The 20,572-nt window shown below is 53.2% G+C and carries 16 protein-coding genes, 3 tRNA genes and 2 pseudogenes; 13 read left to right on the top strand and 8 right to left on the bottom strand.

Annotation, left to right across the window (positions count from 1 at the left end; translation table 11 throughout):
* Window positions 1-176 precede the first annotated feature (176 nt).
* The 6 genes and pseudogenes from PXT33_RS04750 to PXT33_RS04725 form a co-directional block, all read right to left on the bottom strand.
* Window positions 177-2,326: pseudogene (locus PXT33_RS04750) on the bottom strand (polyribonucleotide nucleotidyltransferase).
* A 189-nt stretch (window positions 2,327-2,515) separates the two neighbouring features.
* Complete coding sequence (rpsO, locus tag PXT33_RS04745; RefSeq protein WP_005933138.1) at window positions 2,516-2,770, bottom strand: 30S ribosomal protein S15; 255 nt, start codon at window positions 2,768-2,770, stop codon at window positions 2,516-2,518.
* A gap of 158 nt (window positions 2,771-2,928) precedes the next feature.
* Complete coding sequence (locus tag PXT33_RS04740; RefSeq protein ID WP_005945318.1) at window positions 2,929-3,768, bottom strand: CPBP family intramembrane glutamic endopeptidase; 840 nt, start codon at window positions 3,766-3,768, stop codon at window positions 2,929-2,931.
* Window positions 3,769-3,876: 108 nt separating this feature from the next.
* Entirely contained in the window at window positions 3,877-5,487 is a 1,611-nt protein-coding gene (locus PXT33_RS04735) for a glycosyltransferase family 39 protein (RefSeq protein WP_332376011.1), read from the bottom strand.
* A 424-nt stretch (window positions 5,488-5,911) separates the two neighbouring features.
* Window positions 5,912-5,987, bottom strand: a tRNA-Pro gene (locus PXT33_RS04730).
* 34 nt (window positions 5,988-6,021) lie between these two features.
* Window positions 6,022-6,095 (bottom strand) — tRNA-Gln (locus PXT33_RS04725).
* Window positions 6,096-6,375: 280 nt separating this feature from the next.
* Here PXT33_RS04725 and PXT33_RS04720 point away from each other — a divergent pair.
* Window positions 6,376-7,455 (top strand): 6-phosphofructokinase, encoded by a 1,080-nt coding sequence (locus tag PXT33_RS04720; RefSeq protein WP_291016835.1) that lies wholly within the window; start codon window positions 6,376-6,378, stop codon window positions 7,453-7,455.
* 293 nt (window positions 7,456-7,748) lie between these two features.
* On the opposite strand, the gene PXT33_RS04715 is transcribed toward PXT33_RS04720, so the two are convergent.
* Complete coding sequence (locus tag PXT33_RS04715; RefSeq protein WP_097773899.1) at window positions 7,749-8,744, bottom strand: D-isomer specific 2-hydroxyacid dehydrogenase family protein; 996 nt, start codon at window positions 8,742-8,744, stop codon at window positions 7,749-7,751.
* Between the two features lie 208 nt (window positions 8,745-8,952).
* On the opposite strand from PXT33_RS04715, the gene pepT reads away from it, so the two are divergent.
* A complete protein-coding gene (gene pepT / locus PXT33_RS04710; RefSeq protein WP_332376010.1) occupies window positions 8,953-10,170 on the top strand; it encodes a peptidase T in 1,218 nt (405 codons plus the stop codon).
* A 399-nt stretch (window positions 10,171-10,569) separates the two neighbouring features.
* Here the strand turns inward: pepT and PXT33_RS04705 are convergent, their stop codons facing one another.
* A complete protein-coding gene (locus tag PXT33_RS04705) occupies window positions 10,570-11,955 on the bottom strand; it encodes a potassium transporter TrkG (protein ID WP_332376009.1) in 1,386 nt (461 codons plus the stop codon).
* Between the two features lie 349 nt (window positions 11,956-12,304).
* Here PXT33_RS04705 and PXT33_RS04700 point away from each other — a divergent pair.
* The 11 genes and pseudogenes from PXT33_RS04700 to PXT33_RS04650 all read left to right on the top strand — a co-directional run bounded on the left by PXT33_RS04700 (window position 12,305) and on the right by PXT33_RS04650 (window position 20,488).
* A tRNA-Arg gene (locus tag PXT33_RS04700) sits at window positions 12,305-12,381 on the top strand.
* A 569-nt stretch (window positions 12,382-12,950) separates the two neighbouring features.
* Window positions 12,951-13,154: a hypothetical protein gene (locus tag PXT33_RS04695; RefSeq protein WP_223385014.1), complete on the top strand. Its 204-nt coding sequence runs from the start codon at window positions 12,951-12,953 to the stop codon at window positions 13,152-13,154.
* The gene (locus PXT33_RS04690; protein ID WP_002304312.1) at window positions 13,151-14,080 is read left to right on the top strand and encodes a DUF6017 domain-containing protein; all 930 of its coding nucleotides are present in this window, start codon (window positions 13,151-13,153) and stop codon (window positions 14,078-14,080) included. The genes PXT33_RS04695 and PXT33_RS04690 overlap by 4 nt, the downstream gene beginning before the upstream one ends.
* A gap of 6 nt (window positions 14,081-14,086) precedes the next feature.
* Window positions 14,087-14,914, top strand: coding sequence for a ParA family protein (locus tag PXT33_RS04685; protein WP_002304313.1), 828 nt, complete (start codon window positions 14,087-14,089; stop codon window positions 14,912-14,914).
* Window positions 14,871-15,797, top strand: coding sequence for a ParB/RepB/Spo0J family partition protein (locus PXT33_RS04680; RefSeq protein ID WP_002304314.1), 927 nt, complete (start codon window positions 14,871-14,873; stop codon window positions 15,795-15,797). Before PXT33_RS04685 ends, PXT33_RS04680 begins: the two co-directional genes overlap by 44 nt.
* An 8-nt stretch (window positions 15,798-15,805) precedes the next feature.
* Window positions 15,806-16,333: a hypothetical protein gene (locus tag PXT33_RS04675; protein ID WP_002304315.1), complete on the top strand. Its 528-nt coding sequence runs from the start codon at window positions 15,806-15,808 to the stop codon at window positions 16,331-16,333.
* A 54-nt stretch (window positions 16,334-16,387) separates the two neighbouring features.
* Window positions 16,388-17,029: a DUF3846 domain-containing protein gene (locus tag PXT33_RS04670; RefSeq protein WP_002588969.1), complete on the top strand. Its 642-nt coding sequence runs from the start codon at window positions 16,388-16,390 to the stop codon at window positions 17,027-17,029.
* A 10-nt stretch (window positions 17,030-17,039) separates the two neighbouring features.
* Window positions 17,040-17,351 (top strand): DUF5720 family protein, encoded by a 312-nt coding sequence (locus PXT33_RS04665; protein WP_002304317.1) that lies wholly within the window; start codon window positions 17,040-17,042, stop codon window positions 17,349-17,351.
* Between the two features lie 36 nt (window positions 17,352-17,387).
* Entirely contained in the window at window positions 17,388-17,870 is a 483-nt protein-coding gene (locus PXT33_RS04660; RefSeq protein ID WP_002304320.1) for a PcfB family protein, read from the top strand.
* Window positions 17,870-18,403 (top strand): annotated as a pseudogene (locus PXT33_RS04655) (type IV secretory system conjugative DNA transfer family protein); the annotation flags it as partial. The gene PXT33_RS04660 and the pseudogene PXT33_RS04655, both read left to right, overlap by 1 nt.
* A gap of 48 nt (window positions 18,404-18,451) precedes the next feature.
* Window positions 18,452-20,488, top strand: a complete 2,037-nt coding sequence (locus tag PXT33_RS04650; RefSeq protein ID WP_347070416.1) for a recombinase family protein — start codon at window positions 18,452-18,454, stop codon at window positions 20,486-20,488.
* Window positions 20,489-20,572: the final 84 nt, after the last annotated feature.

Here is a 20,572-nt window from a genome sequence, read left to right as displayed (position 1 = left end):
CGGTCAGCTGAACTGGCCCGTGCCGGTGCTGGCTGTCAGCGGTGTGGTGCTGTTTGCATTCGGCTGGGCGCTGGATCGCAAATACCGCGCAGTATAATTTTATTCTGATACAACAAAGAGGACCCGATGCATCTGCATCGGGTCCTCTTTTTCGGTTTCTTTTATGCAGTCAGGGTTTACTGCTGCTGTGCCTGCTGCTCGGCGCGCTTGGCTTCCAGCGCCAGAATGGCATCGCGGCGGCTCAGGTTGATGCGGCCCTGCTGGTCGATGTCGGTCACCTTGACCACGATGGCATCACCCACGGCCACCACATCCTCCACGCGCTCCACACGCTTGGTGTCCAGCTTGGAGATGTGCACCAGACCTTCCTTGCCCGGTGCGATCTCAACGAAGGCACCAAAGTTCATCAGGCGGGTCACTTTGCCCTTGTAGATGGCACCGATCTCGGGGTCCTCCACAATGGTCTTGATGGTAAAGATGGCGCGCTTTGCGTCCTCCTGATCCACAGCAGAGACGAACACATGGCCGTCCTCCTGCACGTCGATCTTGCAGTTGCAGGTAGCGCAGATGTCCTGAATGACCTTGCCGCCCTTGCCGATGACATCCTTGATCTTATCGGTGGGGATCATCATGCTGAACATCTTGGGTGCGTAGCGGCTCAGTTCATGGCGAGGCTCTGCGATCACCGGCTTGATGATCTCGTCCAGAATATACAGGCGGCCCTTGCGGCACTTCTCGAAAGCCTCGGCAATGATGTCGTAGGTCAGGCCATCGATCTTGATGTCCATCTGGATGGCAGTGATGCCCTTGCGGGTGCCGCCCACCTTGAAGTCCATATCGCCGTGGAAGTCCTCCACGCCCTGAATGTCCAGCATGGTCATCCAGCGGTCGCCCTCGGTGATCAGACCACAGGAAATGCCGGCAACGGGTGCCTTGATGGGCACGCCTGCATCCATCAGGGCCAGCGTAGAGCCGCAGATGGATGCCTGAGAGGTGGAACCGTTGGAGGAGAGCACCTCAGACACGCAGCGGATGGTGTAGGGGAACTCTTCCAGAGAGGGCAGCACGGGCACCAGAGCACGCTCTGCCAGTGCGCCATGGCCGATCTCGCGGCGGCCGGGGCTGCGCGGTGCGCGGGCCTCGCCCACAGAGTACGGCGGGAAGTTGTAGTGATGGATATAGCGCTTGGTCTGCTCGTCGGTCAGGTCGTCCATAAGCTGGTTGTCCTTGGTGCCGCCCAGAGTGCAGGTGGTGAGCACCTGCGTCTGGCCGCGGGTGAACATGCCGGAGCCGTGCACGCGGGGCAGGATGCCCACTTCGGCAGCCAGCGGGCGGATCTCGTTGATGCCGCGGCCGTCCACGCGCTTGCCCTCGTCCAGCAGCCAGCGGCGCACCACGAACTTCTGCATCTTGTAGCTGACCAGATCAAGGTCTGCAGCGGTCAGGTCGGGGTACTCCTCGGCGATCTTGTCCATGATGGGCAGCAGAGCGGCATCGCGCACATTCTTGTCGTCGGTGTCCATAGCGGCCTTGAAGTCGTCCAGATACTTGTTCTGGATGGCGTGGAACACGTCCATATCCAGACCCACCACCTGAAAATCGATCTTCGGCTTACCGCGCTCGGCCACGATGCGGTTGATGAACTCAATGGTCTTTTTGATCTCCACGTGAGCGGCCTTGATGGCGTTCAGCATGGTGTCCTCGTCCACCTCGTTGGCACCGGCCTCGATCATGACGATCTTATCCATGGTGGCGGCAACGGTCAGGGCAAGGTCGCTCACCTTGCGCTGTTCCTGCGTGGGGTTCAGCACGATCTCGCCGTCCACCAGACCCACCTGCACGCCGCCGATGGGGCCGTTCCACGGGATGTCGGACACGGCAGTGACCAGAGAAGCACCGATCATACCGGCGATCTCAGGGCTGCAGTCGGGGTCCAGACTCATGACGGTCATGGTGATGCACACGTCGTTGCGCATTTCCTTGGGGAACAGCGGGCGCATGGGGCGGTCCACCACGCGGCTGGTCAGGATGGCGCGCTCACCGGGGCGGCCCTCACGGCGCATAAAGCTGCCGGGGATGCGGCCTGCGGCGTAGAGCTTTTCCTCATACTCCACGTTCAGGGGAAGAAATCCACGCCTTCGCGGGGCTTGGGGCTCATGACCACATTGCACAGAACGCAGGTCTCGCCGTAGCGGATCATGGCGCTGGCGTTGGACAGGCCGCACATCTTGCCCATCTCGACCTTGAACGGGCGGCCTGCCAGCATGGTTTCGTAGACCTTGAAATTCTCAAAGGTCTCTCTGCGGGAACCAAATTCAATTGCCATTGTTTTTGCCTCCTTGTTTTTCCGGATTTTTTCTATCCAAAAGGCCGTGGCGCGCGCATCATAGCAATAAATCCAGCGTCCGTACCCGGGGCACAGGCGTTCGATTTACTGCTGCAATACGCTGCCGCCGCCATTTTGTACATAAAAGCAAAAGGCAGGCACCTTTGCGGTACCTGCCCTCTGTTTAAATTACTTACGCAGACCCAGAGTTGCGATCAGAGCACGGTAACGCTCGATGTCCTTCTTCTGGAGATAAGCCAGCAGATTGCGGCGGCGGCCAACCATCTTCATCAGGCCGCGGCGGCTGTGGTGATCGTTCGGGTTCTTCTTCAGGTGCTCGTTCAGCTCGTTGATGTGAGCGGTCAGCAGAGCGACCTGCACTTCGGGAGAGCCAGTGTCCTTCTCGGTCAGAGCGACTTTGGCCATAACTTCCTGCTTGTTCATAGTTACATACCTCTTTATAAAATTTTATGTGCCAATGGAACAGCGGCGGGAAACGGCATTCCCAAAAAGCGGGCATACTCCCAACCCCGTACCACGGTAACAGATACAGTATACCAGAACCCTGTGCAAAATGCAAGGATATTTTTTGCATCCTGCCTTTATTTTTTTACGTACTGGTGCCAGTACAGCTGTACCTCCGGCAGCTTCTTTTTGCGCAGCAGAACTGCGGTGGGGATCAGATACAGCAGCACCGAAAGCAGCATGGATGCATCGTAGCCGCTTACCGCATCGGCCACGGTAGTGGTGCCGTACAGCCCACCGATGAGCATGGACGAAATATCCATGGCACCGTGCAGGAATACCGTCACCCACAAATTGCCGGTGCGGAAGTAGATCGCCGCAAAAAGAGTGCCCAGCGATGCTGCAAACACGCACTGCATCAGCACACCGAAGGGTGCCGAACTGAGGATATTGGTCAGGTGCGCCGCACCAAACAGCACACCGGACAAAAGGCAGGCCTTCCACACACCGGCGCGGCTGGTGCCAAAGTGCTCCAGCAGGGTCTGGGCAATGACACCGCGGAAGATGAATTCCTCGGCCACACCCACCATGGCCATGCTGACAAGGAAGGTGCAGATGCGTGCCGCAGGCTGCAGCACGCCGTTCTCCGGCCGGCCCAGCACCAGCGAACCAAAGGCATTGTAGCCAATGAACACCAGCGGGTACATGCCCACCAGCAGGCCATTGAAAAAGCCGCTGCCGCGGCGGCGCAGCAGCCCAGCACGGTCTGTCCGTACCAGAAACAGCACTGCCACCATGGCCCCCACCAGCTCCTGCAGAGTGCTGTAGAGGTATGTATCAATGGACGCAAAATCCGCCCGAAAAAGAACCAATGCAATGGTAAAGACAAGATCTGTTACGAACAGGCTTGCCAGAAAGACCACTTCTGCCAGAACACAGAATAAGATCGGGTGCGCTTTGCGCAGTCGTTTGAGCATGGGATACCCTCCTGAATCGTTGATAGTACTATTCTAGCACACTTTACCTTAAAACGATATAGCACGCGCAAAAAAGGCAGTTTTTCCTTCTGCTGTGCCGCAAAGCGTTCACTTTTTCAAAACAAAGATCTGTTCAAACTCCTGCGTTGCCAGCAGCGAAACATCCTCATAGCCGCCCTGTCGGGCAACGTTCCACGCAGTTTCCATGTTCTGGGCCGTGATCTGCTCCACCTGTTCTGCCGTCACGAACTGCCACAGCCCCCGGCCTCCAATGAACAGCACCAGCGTATCATTTTCGCCGGTGTTATACTGCACCAGCAGCTCACTGGAATCGTCCGGCACCACACAGACCTCCTGAAATTTGAGAAGCTCCTGCACGCCGGAAGTGAAACTGCCAAGGTCCCCGGTAATATCCACGCAGGCGGCCTGACTGTATTGTTCCAGTTCTTTGTCTATCTTATAAGTACCGCTGTACATGCGCTCCGGCTCGATCACAAATGCAAGCACGACCATTGCAAGGCACACGATCTGCAGAATGCGCTTTCTGGTGCCTGCACGCAGCGTATCCAGAATGGAGAAAAGGCCGCAGCCACAAAACAACGCTTCCAGCGGCTGCAGATGGTACACATACCGCAGCGACTTATACGGCGAGATCACCGCGATAACCAGAAATGCAGCAAGCGCCGGGACCGTGATCAGCTTGACATCCCCGGGGATCAGCGTTGTGCCGCGCAACTTGCCCGGCAGCCAGCGCTGCCCCAGCTTCGTCAGGATCAGCACGGCCATAATGCCTGCGCCTACAGCAAAGCCGACGATGCTCCAGCCGATCAGCTCCAGCGGGCCTTTGGGGTACTGCGCCAGATCAAAAAGATTGCGCGTTGTAGCATCCAGTGAGTTCGTATTCTGCGAGTGCAGCTGTGCATACCAGCACGGAAAGGTGAGCAGCATTCCGCCAACACCCGCAAGTGCCGGAAGCGAAAATGCAGCAGCATTTTTCCATTCGCGCCGGAACATCAGGTAAAGGTCATATGCTGCGCACAGCAGGAAGGCATAGACCACAAAGAAATACTGGGTCATCATGCCAAGATAGATGGTTACACCGATCAGAAGATATTTGGGCACAGACGGCCTGCGAAGAGACTTTGCCACCAGCAGCGCAAGCAGGATCGTCAGCAAGGTCATGAGCATATACATGCGCACCATCGTCACATTTGAGATCATTTCACGGTTGAACGCATACAATGCACAGACGAACAATGCTTTTTTCCAGTCTGCAAACAGCTCCATGCCCAGCGCATACAGCGCTGCCAGCGTGCCGCCCAGCAGCACAAAATTCATCCCCAGACCCGTCCATTTTGTAAAGCTGCCCGGGAACAGCGAGCATACTGTATTCAACAGAAAATAAAACAGCGGCGGATGAATGTCCTGCGTCTGATTATAGTAGACCGACGCATAGTTGAAGCGATCATTTTTCTGAACCGAAATATAATTCACAAAATCCTGTTGTTCAAAAACTGCTTCCGGGAGATTTCCATCAAACGAATGCTCACCATTATAATACCAATTCAAAAACGGCGCATAGCTGCTGTTTGCAAGGCCGTAGGAGTAGATCTCATCCAGAAAGAAACCCTCTTTCCGCACAGCCCACCAGCCGCAAAGGCAGATCAGAACGATCACAAAAAGCGCGACCGCCCGTTTTTTCTTTTTTGTTTCCTGCATAGTTTCTGTTTTTCCTCGCTTTTTTGTCCGTTCTGCAGCCAAATATGGCTTTGCTTTTCCAGTATATCATATTTAGAACACAAGTCAAAACTTTTCGGGTTGCAGATCCCGCTGCTCCTAGCAGCTTGCACCCTGTTAGACATTCCTACCGGTTGGGACCCGCGGGCTAAACAAAGCCATACTATGGCTTTGTTTGCGGTGCTTCGCACCGTCGCCCTGTTCAAATCCCGCGCGGAGACAAAAAAGAACCAGTACACGAATGTGTTAGCAGCATGCACCTTGTTAGACATTCCTACCGGTTGGGACCCGCGGGCTAAACAAAGCCATACTATGGCTTTGTTTGCGGTGCTTCGCACCGCCGCCCTGTTCAAATCCCGCGCGGAAACAAAAAAGAACCAGTACACGAATGTGTACTGGTTCTTTTTGGTCGGAGCAGCGGGATTTGAACCCACGGCCTCCTCGTCCCGAACGAGGCGCGCTACCAACTGCGCTATGCCCCGAAAATACCGCAGCCAGTTGAGACTGCGGTTTTCTTGGTTGGGGATGAGAGAATCGAACTCCCACAAGTAGAGTCAGAGTCTACCGCACTACCACTATGCAAATCCCCATTATTCAGTTTATCTGCTGCGCCGTGCGCTGCTGACAAGGGATATTATACTCAAAAGGCCCGCGCTTGTCAACCATTTTTTTATTTTTTCTGCAAAAGTTTTCCCGCTGTTCTCCTGTCCGCAGAAATGCACCGTGGAAGCGTGTAAATTTTCTGCGCTTCTCTTGACAGCGGCCCCCATCCGGAATAATCTTATACTATAAACAGGTAGATCTCCGGGCAGACTGACTTTGAAAGGCAGAACGCGCGGCGCTGAATACCAAATGAAAGAGGGCTTTTGAATGAAAAAACGTGTTGGAATCCTGACTTCCGGCGGCGACTGTCCGGGTCTGAACGCCACCATCCGCGGCGTAGCAAAAGCACTGTATGCCCGCATGGGCGATAACGTGGAGATCATTGGCATCCTGAACGGATACAGCGGCCTGATCAACGGCGACTACAAGGAGATGTGCGAGGACGATTTCCGCGGCATCCTGACGCTGGGCGGCACCATTCTGGGCACCAAGCGCACCCCCTTTAAAATGATGCGTGTGGTGGAGGACGACAACATTGATAAAGTTGCCGCCATGAAAAAGACCTACAAGGAAGCCAAGCTGGACTGCCTGCTGTGCCTGGGCGGCAATGGCACCCACAAAACCGCAAACCTGCTCTCGCAGGAGGGTCTGAACATCATCGGCCTGCCCAAGACTATTGATAACGATATCTATGGTACCGACGTAACCTTCGGCTTCCACACCGCCGTGGACATTGCCACCGATGTGATCGACCGCATCCACACCACCGCAGGCAGCCACAGCCGCGTGATGTGCATTGAGATCATGGGCAACAAGGCAGGCTGGCTGACGCTGTATTCCGGCATTGCAGGTGGTGCAGATATTATTCTGCTGCCGGAACAGCCCTATGATATCGACCGTGTGTGCTCTGCCGTGGAACGCCGCGCAAAGAAGGGTTCCAACTTCTCCATCATCGCTGTGGCCGAGGGTGCCATCAACTGCGAGGAAGCCGGCATGAAGCGCAAGGAATGGATGGCAAAGCGCGCCGAGGCAGGCTTTGGCACCACCGCCACCAACCGCATTGCACAGGCCGTGCAGAAAAAAACCGGCATGGAGACCCGTGTGTGCATCCCGGGCCACATGCAGCGCGGCGGCAGCCCCAGCGCCTACGACCGTGTGCTGGCCACCCAGTTCGGCAGCTATGCGGCAAAGCTGGTGGAGATCGAGCGCTACGGCGTGACCGTTGCCATGGTGAACCGCCATGTCACCCAGAACCGTCTGGCCGACATTGCAGGCAAGACCCGCAACGTGCCGGAGAACTGCGACCTGCTCACCGTCGCCCGCCGCATGGGCATCAGTCTGGGTTGATTACCATTTGAATGCTCTCCGCTTTGCTCTGAGCATATTTAGCGGAATAATTATTTTTTATTGGGGATTCCTGAAAATCTGCGGATTTTCAGGAATCCCTTTTTCACCGGAAGGGTCCCAACCGGCAGATGCTTCAAACAAACGGAATGCCGTTTTCCGCTGCACCTCCTCCCGTGAAAATGCAGATCCCGGCAGACCGTAGTCTGCCGGGATCTGCTCTATTCAGAAATACTGTTTCCGCTGAAGATGGCCAGAGTGCAACGGTGGCCATTCAAAATCGTCCGCCGGACAAATCAAAGGTCCGTCACATCATGCCGGGTGGGCTGGCCTTTTTCAAAGGCAACCGCGCTTTCCAGCACACCGCGCACCATGCTCTCCACATCCTCGTGGGTGTAGAAAGCCGTGTGGTCGGTCAGGATCACATTGGGCATGCTGCGCAGAGCCGCCAGCTCCGGGTTCGGGATCACATCGCCCATGCGATTATAATAGTACAGGCCGTTCTCATTTTCCAGCACGTCCAGGCCCGCCGCGCCAATCTTGCCGCTTTCCAGCCCGGCGATCAGTGCATCGCTGTCGATCAGCTTGCCGCGGGCGGTGTTGATGATGGTCACGCCCGGCTTCATGCTCTCAATTGCTTTGGTGTCGATGAGATGGTGATTCTCCTCCGTAGCGTTGGTGTGCAGAGTGATGACATCGCTTTCCGCCAGCAGGGTCTCCAGCGGCACATACTCGGCGATCTTCTTTACCTCGTCGTTGGGGTACAGGTCGTAGGCCAGCAGGCGGCAGCCAAAGCCGGACAGATGCTGCAGCACCGTGCGGCCAATGCGGCCTGTACCGATCACACCCACAGTGCAGGTGGAAATATCGCGGCCGATTTTTCCCTGCAGGGAGTAGTCCTGCGCTTCGCCGCGCTTGAGGATGTGCCCTGCCTTGCGCAGGCTCATCAGCATGAGCATAATGGCAAAGTTTGCAACGCCGTTTGGCGGGTAGTCCACATTGGCCACCTTCATGCCCAGTTCCCGGGCCGTCTCGCGGTCTACGTGGTCATAGCCGATGGAACGGCAGCAGATGGACTTTACGCCCAGCTCGTGAAACCGCTTGACCATGGGCGCGCTCATATCACAAGGCGTTACCGACACGGCATCATAGCCCTTTGCCAGTTCAGCGTTTTCCAGCGTTGGATACTCCTGCGTAGAGCCAAACTCAACGTCCAGCTGCGGTGCCAGCCGCTGCGCGATGCCCAGCTCATCGTAGGGGCGCAGGGTGTAAAAAAAGACTTTTGTTGCCATAAAACTTCCCTCCCAGCTTATTTTGTACCTATTGTAGCACGTTCTGCACAGATGGATGCATTTTACTGCGTGAATTTTGTTCACCTTAAAAATGAGGATTCATCTTTCCATATGAATGCGCGCAAAACAGTTGTAAATTGTCGGAAAAGAGGGTATGATAAAGGAACTGAGAAGTATACATCACTGAAATATAAAAGGAGTGTGCCTTATGCGCGCTTATGAACGGCTTTTGAATTATGTCCGGGTGCATACCACCTCGGACGAAAACTCCGGTACGCACCCTTCCGCTGAACGGGAGTTTGACCTTGCCCGCCAGCTGGTGGATGAGATGAAGGCCCTTGGCATGGAGGATGCCCATGTGGACGAGCACTGCTACGTCTATGGCACCCTGCCTGCCACGCCCGGCTGTGAGGATCAACACGCTCTGGGCCTGATTGCCCACATGGACACTGCCGACGATGCCAGCGGTGAGAATGTGCAGCCCGTTGTGTGGGAAAACTACAACGGCGGCGACGTAACTCTGCCCGCCACCGGCATGGTGATGAAGCCCTCTGTGTTCCCCTTCCTTACTTCCATGAAGGGCGAGACCCTCATCACCTCAGACGGTACCACCCTGCTGGGTGCCGACGATAAGGCCGGTATTGCCGAAATTTTGACCGCTGTTGAGACCATTCAGGAAAAAGGCCTGCCCCACGGCAAGCTGTGTATCGCCTTTACTCCGGATGAAGAGATCGGCGAAGGTGCAGAGCTGTTCGATATTCCGGGCTTCGGTGCCGACTTTGCCTATACGGTGGACGGCGGCGATGCCGGTTCCATTGAGTACGAGAACTTCAACGCCGCTTCCGCCACCGTGACCATCCGCGGCTTCTCGGTGCACCCGGGCACCGCCAAGGACACCATGATCAACGCTTCCAACGTAGCAATGGAGTTCCACGGTGCTCTGCCCGTCACGGCCCGGCCGGAGACTACCGAGGGCCGGCAGGGCTTCTACCACCTGTGCCAGATGTACGGCGATGTGACCACCGCAAAGCTGGGCTACATCCTGCGCGACCACGATGCCGCAAAGCTACAGTTCAAGAAGGACAACATGCTGGATATTGCCGAATTTTTGAACGGAAAGTACGGCGAAGGCACCGTGACCGTGGAGATCAAGGACAGCTACCGCAACATGCTGGAAAAAATCAAGCCGCATTTCCACTTAGTAGAGACCGCCCGCAAGGCCACCCGCATGGCCGGGCTGGAACCGGAGGAAATTCCGGTGCGCGGCGGCACCGACGGTGCTATGCTGAGCTGGAAAGGCCTGCCCTGCCCCAATCTGGGCACCGGCGGCTTCAATTTCCACGGCGTATGCGAGTGCATCACCGCTGAGCGCATGGACCGCTGCACCGAGATCTTGCTGAACATCATCAAGCTGTACGCAGAGTAAATTCTATTTTTCAATATACAAAAAAGTGGGTGCTATTTTCGGATAGCACCCACTTTTGTTATACTCTGACGCTTATCTCTACGACTCCACTCGTGAAAATGCATTTGGAGCAGCCCTGCGGTTGCGTAGCAATGAAAGCCCCAGTGGGGCCTTCAAGCAGGCGAGCGATCTGCGTTAGCAGATGGAAGGGATTCGCCCTGACAAGCGTCGGGGCTGCGACAAATGCGAAAAATAAAAATCAAATTCCACTGAACATGCCCAGAGTACAACGACGACGACCGCTGCCTGCGGCAGAAGCAGGGAGGAGTTGTTGGGACCGCGGCCAGCAAGACACGAATGCCGTTCAAGGCATGAAGTGGATGCTGGGAGCCGCAACTCTAGGAGGGCATTCAAAATCGTTTAACCAACGTTGATATGCCCCACCGGCATGATCTTCCGCTTGTTGTCGTCCGGCTTTGCCGTCAGGCTCATGGCCAGCGACACCGGGCCGACACGGCCCATGAACATGACCAGCATATACAGGATCTTTGCACCCCGGTTCAGCTGGCTGGTAACGCCCACCGAAAGGCCCACCGTACCAAAGGCCGAACAGGATTCAAAGATCGCGTCAATGACCGACACAGCGTCCGAGGTGTTATAGAACACCACCACAGCCGAGCCAACCGCCGCCAGCCCGCCGAGCACGATAATGGTCAAAGCACGATAAACCGTCTTGGACTCGATGTGGTGCTCTGCGATCACACAGTCGTCGCGGCCCTGAGCCACGCTGCGGATCGTCAGGATGATCACAGCGAACGTAGTCACCTTCACGCCGCCGCCGGTGGAACCGGGTGCCGCACCAATGAACTGCAACGCGCTCATCAGCAGTTTGGTGATGGGGCCGCAGGCCGCAAGGTCGATGGTATTCATGCCCGCAGTACGAGTGGACACCGACTGGAACAGTGCCGCCATCAGCTTGCCGGGCACAGAGAGCCCGCCCATGCTGGCAGGATTGTTCCACTCCATCAGCGCGATGAGCGCCGCGCCGCCGAGCCACAGGATCACCGAGAAGCTCAGCACCACCTTGGCCTGCAGGGAAAGCCGGTGCTTTTTGCGGTATTGACCGATCTCCACCCATACCATGAAGCCCAGACCGCCGGAAATGATCATGAACATCACAACGGCCTGAACATAGTAATTGTTCACATAGGGTGCCAGTGAGGAATACTGGCCGAACCGGCCAAACAGATCAAAGCCCGCGTTACAGAAAGCCGAGATGGCCGTGAACACGCTCACCCAGATGCCTTCCAGCCCGAACTGCGGCACAAAGGCGAACAGCAGCAGCACAATGCCAATGCCTTCAAACAGGCCAGCCAGTCCCACCACGATCTTCAGCACGTCCTTGGCCTGCGCATATCCGTCCGCTGAGACGCTTTCTCCCAGCAGCCGCAGATCGCGGAAGCCCATACGCCGCCGCATAGCCAGCGCGAAGAAGCTGGTGAGGGTGACCAACCCCAGACCACCCACCTGAATGAGCAGCAGGATCACCGCCTGCCCAAAGTAGGTGAACTGGGTCCAGGTATCCCGCACGATCAGACCAGTAACGCAGGTAGCGCTTGTAGCGGTGAACATGGCATCCAGTACATCCAGCCGCCCGTGCTTGCTGGCAACAGGCAGGCTGAGCAGAAAGGTGCCCAGCGCGATCACGATGACAAAGCTCACACAGATGATCTGCGTAGGCGTATACATCCCCTTGCGCTTGCCCGCCGGGCGGTAAAACAGCTTTTTCCCTTTTGCCTTTTCCATAAGTTCCTCCGCACGCGGCAAAGTCTGCCGCGGCTATTTTCATTTCCTCTATAGCATACACCATTTTGCCCTCCGGTTCAACTTGATTTTATCCGCAAAATGCTGTATTATAATAGGGCATTCGTCTCCGTAGCTCAGATGGATAGAGCGCAAGCCTCCTAAGGTTGTGCTCTACCAGCTGCCTTACGGGGAAAAGTGATCGTTGCCAGTCTCAATTTAATATAAGTCTCTGTAGCTCAGCAGGATAGAGCGTTCGCCTCCTAAGGTTGCGTTACAACGGCCACCTCAAAAAAACTAAATAAGGGATTGCAGTTCGACTTTGATCGGGCTATAATCATATATCAGACACGTCCATATAGCTCAGCTGGATAGAGCACACGCCTCCTAAGCGTGGGGTCGGAGGTTCAAATCCTCTTATGGACGCCAGTGAACAACGCCGAAAGCCTTTGTTTTCAAGGGTTTTCGGCTTTTCTTATATAAAAAGCTACGAAAAAGCTCTTTCACTGTATGAGATAAAATTCTACTCCAAAATTTGATTTTTGACAACCCCTCCAGAATCGAACGGTTGTTATAAGACAAAATCGCCAGCTAATTTTTAGCAGAAAACGGGCTGTTCTTGCTAATGAAAATGCCCTTCCTGCTAATCAGCCCCAAAATCGTGCCAAAAATCCAGCTAATCAAAAAAGGCGGATGTTTTGAATACCATGCAGTTATAGCAGATAAAATTAAATATCGTTATGTACATAGAGCGTCTATTTGCCCCGCATTGGGGATGGATAGGCGCTCTTTTTTTATGCCCAAACCCATGGGCAAATACAAGAGATTGGAGGTGTTTTATTTGAGCAAGCCTGTTTATACCGCAGACAAGCCGAGCGACTGTCATTACTGCTACTTCTGGACGAATGGCAGAAAGGGCTGCCGTCTGGGTAGAAATAATTGCTACTACTTAATCTCTTTGCCGCCGAAACCCAAGTCGGAATGTGATGGCTGTCCCTATGGGCGAGATCACCCGTGCATTGGTTGGTGTACGAAGAAGGTTATGCGTGAAGTGGGGCTTCGTTGATATGGATGTGTATGAACAGGAATACCGCTTCTACTATTTTGCCCGATGTCCTTACGAAAAGACGGATACGACTTTCCGCAGCATTCCGCTGACAACAGAAAGTTTTCCGCAGAAAGAAGGTGGTGAAGCCGTGTGAGTTTTGATTATTTTTACGGTCAGCAATCCGATCTATTCACATTCTATCGAGTTCCGAAGGTGTTGTTCACGAACGAGAGGTTCTGGAATATTTCTGCCGATGCCAAGATGCTGTATGGCATTTTGCTTGACCGCATGAGCCTGTCTGCCAAGAATGGTTGGATAGATAAAAACGGTAGAGTGTATATCATTTTTACAATCGACGAAGCGAAGATGGCTCTGAACTGTGCTGAACAAAAGGCTATCAAGCTGCTCAGTGAACTTGAGAAGAAAGCAGGATTGATTGAACGTAAGCGCCAGGGTTTGGGAAAGCCCAACCTGATCTATGTGAAGAACTTTATCTCTGCTGTGGATTCACAACTCTTGAATTGTGAAAATCACAATTCTGGAACAATGGAAATCACAACTCAAGAACTTCCGAAATCACAATGTAATAATACTGATATTAAAAATACTGAATTTAGTGATACTGATTCTATCTTTCCTTCCGGAAATGGTGGAATGATGGACGAGAATGACCGGTATCAAGAATACTTTGATTATTTCTCGGATCAGCTCAGTATGGATTTGTTGAAGAAGGATTACCCTTACGATTCCGAAATGCTGGATAACATTCTGGAGTTGATCGTTGAAACAGTTTGCACGAAGCGACCGTTGATTCGCATTGGTGCAGAGGAGCGTCCGGCAGAAATTGTCCGCAGTCGGTTTATGAAACTGAATGCCGAACACATTCGATATGTTATGGACTGCTTCAAGGAGAACACCACAAAGATTAGAAATATCCGTCAGTATATGCTGACTACGATATACAATGCGCCGACGACAATAGACACCTACTACGATGCTCTTGTTCGGCACGATATGTCACACGGATATTTGGAAGGAGGATTTAAGAAATTGAAAATGAAGCGAGAGGAAGGAGAGTGACGATAAATGTCGAAAAAAGCAACCATCATTGCGGTGGTCAATCAGAAAGGAGGCACTGGAAAGACCACCACCACCGAGAATCTGGGCGTTGGCTTGGCTCTTGAAGGAAAAAAGGTGCTTCTGGTAGACACCGATCCCCAGGCTTCCCTGACGGTCAGTTTGGGCAATCCCTGCCCGGATGATCTGTCTCCGACACTTTCCGATCTGATGGGAAAGATTATGATGGAAAACCCTATTACTCCCGATGAAGGGATTCTTCATCATCCGGAGGGCGTTGATTTGGTGCCGTCCAACATCGAACTCTCAGGTATGGAGGTAGCACTGGTCAATGCCATGAGCCGGGAAACCATTCTCCGGCAATACCTGGATACAGTCAAACAGAATTATGATTACATTCTTCTTGACTGTATGCCGTCTTTGGGTATGCTGACCGTCAATGCGTTGGCAGCTGCCGACAATGTGCTGATACCGGTTCAGGCAGCATACCTTCCTGCAAAGGGTCTGGAACAGCTGCTTGGAACCATCAACAAGGTCAAGAGGCAAATCAACCCGAAACTGAGGATTGAAGGGATTCTTCTGACGATGGTGGACAGCCGCACCAACTACTCCAAAGACATCAGCAATCTGATTCGGGAGAGCTACGGCGGAAAGCTGAAGGTTTACAAGACCGACATTCCCCGCTCTGTCCGTGCAGAGGAAATCAGCGCAGAGGGAACCAGTATCTTCAAGCATGATCCCAAAGGCAAAGTTGCCGAAGCCTATAAAATTCTGACGAAGGAGGTGTTAAACAATGCAGAAAAAAGGCGCAAACATCAGCTTGAAGGGGTACGATGATATTTTCTCCACCGATCAATCCAGAGCTGAAGCCCAGCAGGAGCGTGTGCAGGAAATTCCGCTTTCTGAGCTACACCCCTTTGAGGGACACCCCTTCCGTGTGGTTGATGATGAAGAAATGATGAAAACGGCAGAGAGCGTCCGAGATTTCGGAGTTCTCACTCCTGCGATTGTCCGTCCTGACCCCGACGGTGGTTATGAAATCGTTTCTGGTCACAGGCGGCACCGGGCATCGGAGCTTGCGGGTAAGGAAACCATGCCTGCGATTGTTCGTGACCTGGACGATGATGCAGCCATTATTTTGATGGTTGATGCGAATTTGCAGAGGGAGAGTATCCTGCCGAGTGAAAGAGCATTTGCTTATAAGATGAAGCTGGATGCGATTAAACATCAAGGTCAACGCACCGATTTAACTTCATCCCAAGTTGGGATGAAGTTGCAGGCAATGGATATAGTCGGTCAGGAGGCAGGAGAAAGCAGAAATCAGGTACACCGTTATATCCGTCTGACCGAACTGATTCCGGAACTGCTGGATATGGTAGATACGGGTCAGATCAAATTCAATCCTGCGGTGGAGCTTTCCTATCTGGCAAGTGAAGAACAGAAGGATTTTCTTTCTGCAATGGATTATGCTCAAGCAGCTCCTTCCCTTTCGCAAGCACAGCGAATTAAAAAGCTCGCACAGGAGGGCGAGTGTACGCTGGATGCGATGTGCGAGATTATGAATGAAATCAAGAAGGGAGAGCTGGACAGAGTAACCTTCAAAACGGATTCGTTGCGAAAATACTTCCCGAAGTCCTATACCAACAAGCAGATGGAGGATAAAATCATTCAGCTTTTGGAGCAATGGCAGAAAAAAAGAGAAAAATCAATGGAAAGGTAAGGTAAAAAATGTTTACACCCAAAAACATTCAGGGCGCTTTGGAAGAACTCTACGACCTTTGCGATCCTGATTATATGGTAGATATGCTCGTAAACTACAGTGAGGAGTTCGATGATATTTCTCCTGCGCTTCTGGCAAAGTCGTTTCAGAAAAATGCCGAGATGATTAGCGAGTATCGAGTATTGTCCTCTGCTGGTGAGGGTATCGACTATCAGGGAAAGGTACTTCTGAACAGCAGAGCCGTGCGGCTTCTGTCCTATGTAGAAGATATGAGCGGCGATGAAAAAGTTCGCACGATTCAGAGCAAGGAGCTGTGGTTAGCAGAAGATATGACATTCTATGTGGTGTCCTGTATGTCTACGATCACGATGGACAAGGAAGAAGCCATTTGTCTTAACGAACACCGCAGCGTGGTTACTACGGTGGAATGCGAGGACGATATTTTCTTCGACATGGGTTCCCTGATTTGCGAACTGGACGATATTTGCTTGTTCGAGCTTTTAGCCGATGTGGATGCGACTATTTATGAACTGTAACAGGTTCATGGATGGTCGCTTTTCTTATTTCCAAAGAAACGGAGGTATCGAAACTTGAAAGAATACGATGTGAAGATCACCGAAACCTTGGAGAAAACGGTTACGGTGCAAGCAGAATCTCACGATGCGGCAGAGGAACAGGTTAGAGCCGCTTATTACAATTCGGAGTACATTCTGGACTCCGAAAACTTTACCGGTGTTGCGTTCGGCACGACCGAGGAACGGGAGGTTCAGAAAGAACAGGCAGATACCATGAATGTGTTGCTGGTAAAGCCGTTCATGTATCCGCAGGCTGTGCAGATCGGCTGTGAGCTGGAGGATTTGCAGAAAGCCGTAGGTGGCGATATTGAGGCAACTTATCCGTTCAATGAGCCGGTTGCACTGGTGATGCACGACGAAGGTAAACTCGTAGGCAAAGAACTGAACCGTGCGCTGCGTGATGATGACGGCGATATTTATGACATTATCGCCGGTGATTTTCTGGTTGTGGGATTGGGCGAGGATGATTTTTGTTCTCTGTCCCCGGAACTGATGAAGCAGTTTGAGGAACACTTTCATCAGCCTGAGACTTTTGTACGCATGGGGCGCAGCATTATGGCGCTTCCCCTGCCGGATGACATGGTGAAGAAAGAAGATGCACCTGTCAAAGCTGATTCGGTTCCCCACAAAAGTAACCCTGACCGAGATGTTCTGTAAGGAGGTTCTTATGCAAAGAAATTCGACGATTGGAGAGCTGATGGAGCGAAAGCGGATTCAGGATGGTGCCAAGGAGTACCAGGGACATACCTATATGGACTTGGCACGATTTGATGACGCCACCAAGCACATGATTATTTTCGATGTGCTGACCGATGAATCGCCTGTCGGTTGGAAAGGCGAAAGAAATCGCCTGTATTTGAGCGATGTGGGTTATCAGAAGGCTCTGGATAACCAGAAAGCTGGCAATATCAAGATTATCAGCCATGCCGCAGTTGCCAAGGGCAATCTGTATTACGACCACAGAGATATGGCACGATAATCTGTTCACTCTACTGCTTGCAGGAGGTGATGAATCATGCAGGAAGAAGTTGAAAACAGAACAGTAAACCTGGCGATCAGCACAACCAAGCTGACGGGGCGCACTATCATTGCCGGTATCCGCAAGTATTTGCAGCACCGGGAAAAAGTGAAGATGAAAAAGGCACGAGACCCTGCCGTTCATGGAAAGCAATCCGTGAAACAGCTTTTGGGACAGAATCAGGGTGCTACGAATGTTGAGATCGACAAAGAGAGTATCCGTGATTTTGAAAAGCTCGCCAAGAAGTATGGCGTGGACTTTGCCGTAAGAAAAGATAAGTCCGTTGATCCTCCCCGGTTTCTTGTTTTTGTCCGTTCTAAAGATGCAGATGCTTTGGATGCAATCTGCAAGGAACATCAGGCAAGGGCATTAACCAAGAATGAAAAGCCGAGCGTTCTGGCGCAGCTGAAGAAGTTCAAGGAAATTGTCGCAGCGATTCCGAAGAAGGTTCGAGAGAAGAAACAGGAGCGTGATCTGTGATGGATAAGAGAAAAATGAAAAAGCTCCTGATTCTGAATTTACCGTATTTTCTGGTAGGGTTGTTCGCTACGAATTTAGGAGAAGCATGGAGATTGGCTGAGGGGGCAGATTCATCTGCGAAAATCCTCAGCTTTTTTCATGCCCTTCCGATAGCCCTGAACAATCCGTTTCCCAGCTTTCACCCGTTGGATTTGCTGATTGGTATTCTCTGCGGCGCAGGACTTCGGCTGGCTGTCTATCTAAAAGGCAAAAACGCAAAGAAGTACCGACACAATGTTGAGTACGGTTCTGCTCGTTGGGGAACGGCAAAAGATATTGAGCCGTTTATTGCACCAAAGTTCGAGGACAATGTGATCCTGACGAAAACGGAGCGGCTGATGATGAGCAATCGCCCGAAGAATCCTGCCAATGCCCGAAATAAGAATGTTCTGATTATCGGCGGTTCGGGTTCCGGTAAAACTCGCTTTTGGTTGAAGCCAAACCTTCTCCAGATGCACAGTTCCTATGTGGTCACTGACCCGAAAGGGTCACTATAATAAGGATAGAAAGGTCGTGAAAATACAAAACAGGAGGTTACACACATGAGGAAGCAGGAGCAAAAGGGTAAAATCACAGCATTGTACGAAAGGTTATCTCACGACGATGGGCGGTCTGACGAGAGCGTGTCCGTAGAAAATCAAAAGCGCATCCTGGAGGACTACGCCCGAAAAAATGGCTTCACTAATGTCCGCCACTTCACCGATGACGGGGTGCGGGGAACGACCTTCAAGCGGCCCGGCCTGGACGCTATGGTGGACGAGATACGGGCCGGAAATGTGGCTACCGTCATTGTCAAAGACCAGAGCAGAATAGGCCGTGACGTGGTGGAGGTCGGCTTGCTCAAACGCACCTTTGACGAGTACAACGTCCGCTTTATCGCCGCCAATGACAACCTGGACACCGCCAATGGATTTGATATTATGTCCATCTTCCGGGATGTGATAAATGAGTGGTACGTTGCTGACACCAGCCGCAAAATCAAGACCGTTTTCAAGTCCAGAATGGAAAAGGGCCTGCGCTGTTCGGGGGCCGTCCCCTATGGCTATCTCGCCTCAAAAGAAGAAAAGGGCGAGTGGGTGATCGACGAGGAAGCTGCCGCCGTTGTGCGCCGCATCTTTCAGATGGTCATGGACGGTCAGAGCGTCAACGGCATCGCCCGAACGCTGCGGGCCGAGCAAATCCCCATCCCTTCCGAACACTGGAAGCGTATCGGCTGTCCTGTTCGAGCCAACAGCTACCGCGACCCCTACGCATGGTCTGCCACCACCCTGGGTTATATTCTTAAAAGGCCGGAGTACCTGGGGCGCAAGGTGCTGGGCAAGACTGTCTGTGAGAACTACAAGACTAAAAGCACCCGCAGGACAATGCCAGAGGAACAATTTGTATTTGAGGGAGCCGTCCCCGCCATCATTGACGAAGAAACGTGGCACAATGTTCAGCGTTTGCGGGAAACCAAGCGCCGGACACCCAAGCGGAGTAATGCCCCTAACCGTTTAACCGGACTGCTCTACTGTGCCGACTGCGGCGCAAAGCTGACCCACCACAACAGTCTTGTCCAAGGCAAGTACATTGACGATGCTTTCACCTGTTCCAGATACCGGGCACCTATGGAGGATTGCACCATTCACTATGTTGCCACGCAAAAGCTGGAAGCGGCGATCCTCTCCGCCATCCAGCGGATAAGCTGGTATGTCCGCAACAACGAGCAGGAGTTTGTTCAGCGGGTTCGAAAGGCATCCAGTCTGCGCCAGGAGGAAGCAGTCAAGGATTGCCGGAAACAGATTGTCCAGGCGAAGAAGCGCCACGCCGAACTGGACGGACTGGTGAAGAAGCTGTACGAGGCCAACGCCACGGGCAAGCTGCCGGATAAGCATTTCAGCCGTCTCCTTGCCGAGTATGACGAGGAACAGGCCGCGCTGGAAGCCTCCATGACGGAGTGGCAGGGCTTGCTGGACAACTGGAACGCCGACCGGGTGAGAATGACGGAGTTTATCGACCTTGCCAAGCGGTACACCGATTTTTCGGAACTGACTACGCCCATTCTCAATGAGTTTATCGAGAAAATCGTTGTCCATGAGGGCAACGGACGGGGAAAGCAGCGCCGTCAGCGGTTAGATTTCTATTTCAATTTCATTGGCGCGTTTGAGGTTCCCGCCGACATTGTGACCCCGATGGAGCAGGAGGAAGAACGCCGCCAGCAGGAGGAACAGGCAGAGAAAGAGGAACGCTCCCAGGTGCTTGCCCAGGTTCGGTATGAGAGGTACAAGCAGGAGCGCCGGGAGTTTACCGCGAGGAAGCGGGCGGGCCTGTTGACCCCGGAGGAACAGGCGGAGGAAGAACGGCGGTTAGAGCGCAATCGGGCCTATCAGCAGAAGCAACGCGACAAGAAAAAGGCCAGTCAGCCAGAGAAGCCTCGCAAACGCTCACTGAAGGAACTCGCCAAGCTGGATGGAGCCGATCTCACCCCGGAGGAAGCGGAGCGGCTTGCGGCGCACCGCCAGAAGAAAGCCGAGCAGCACAAAGCGTGGCGTGACAGGCAGAAGTCCGCACAGCCCCGAAGCCCCAACAGCGGACGTTGAAAGAACTTGCCAGATGTGCCGAGGCAGGTTTGCCTCTCACCCTAGAAGAAGCGGAACGGCTGGAAGCCCATCGCAATCGGAAAA

Origin of the sequence: Faecalibacterium taiwanense (assembly GCF_036632915.2) — a bacterium.
GTDB lineage: Bacteria > Bacillota > Clostridia > Oscillospirales > Ruminococcaceae > Faecalibacterium > Faecalibacterium taiwanense.
This window is presented reverse-complemented; position numbering and strand designations above follow the sequence as displayed.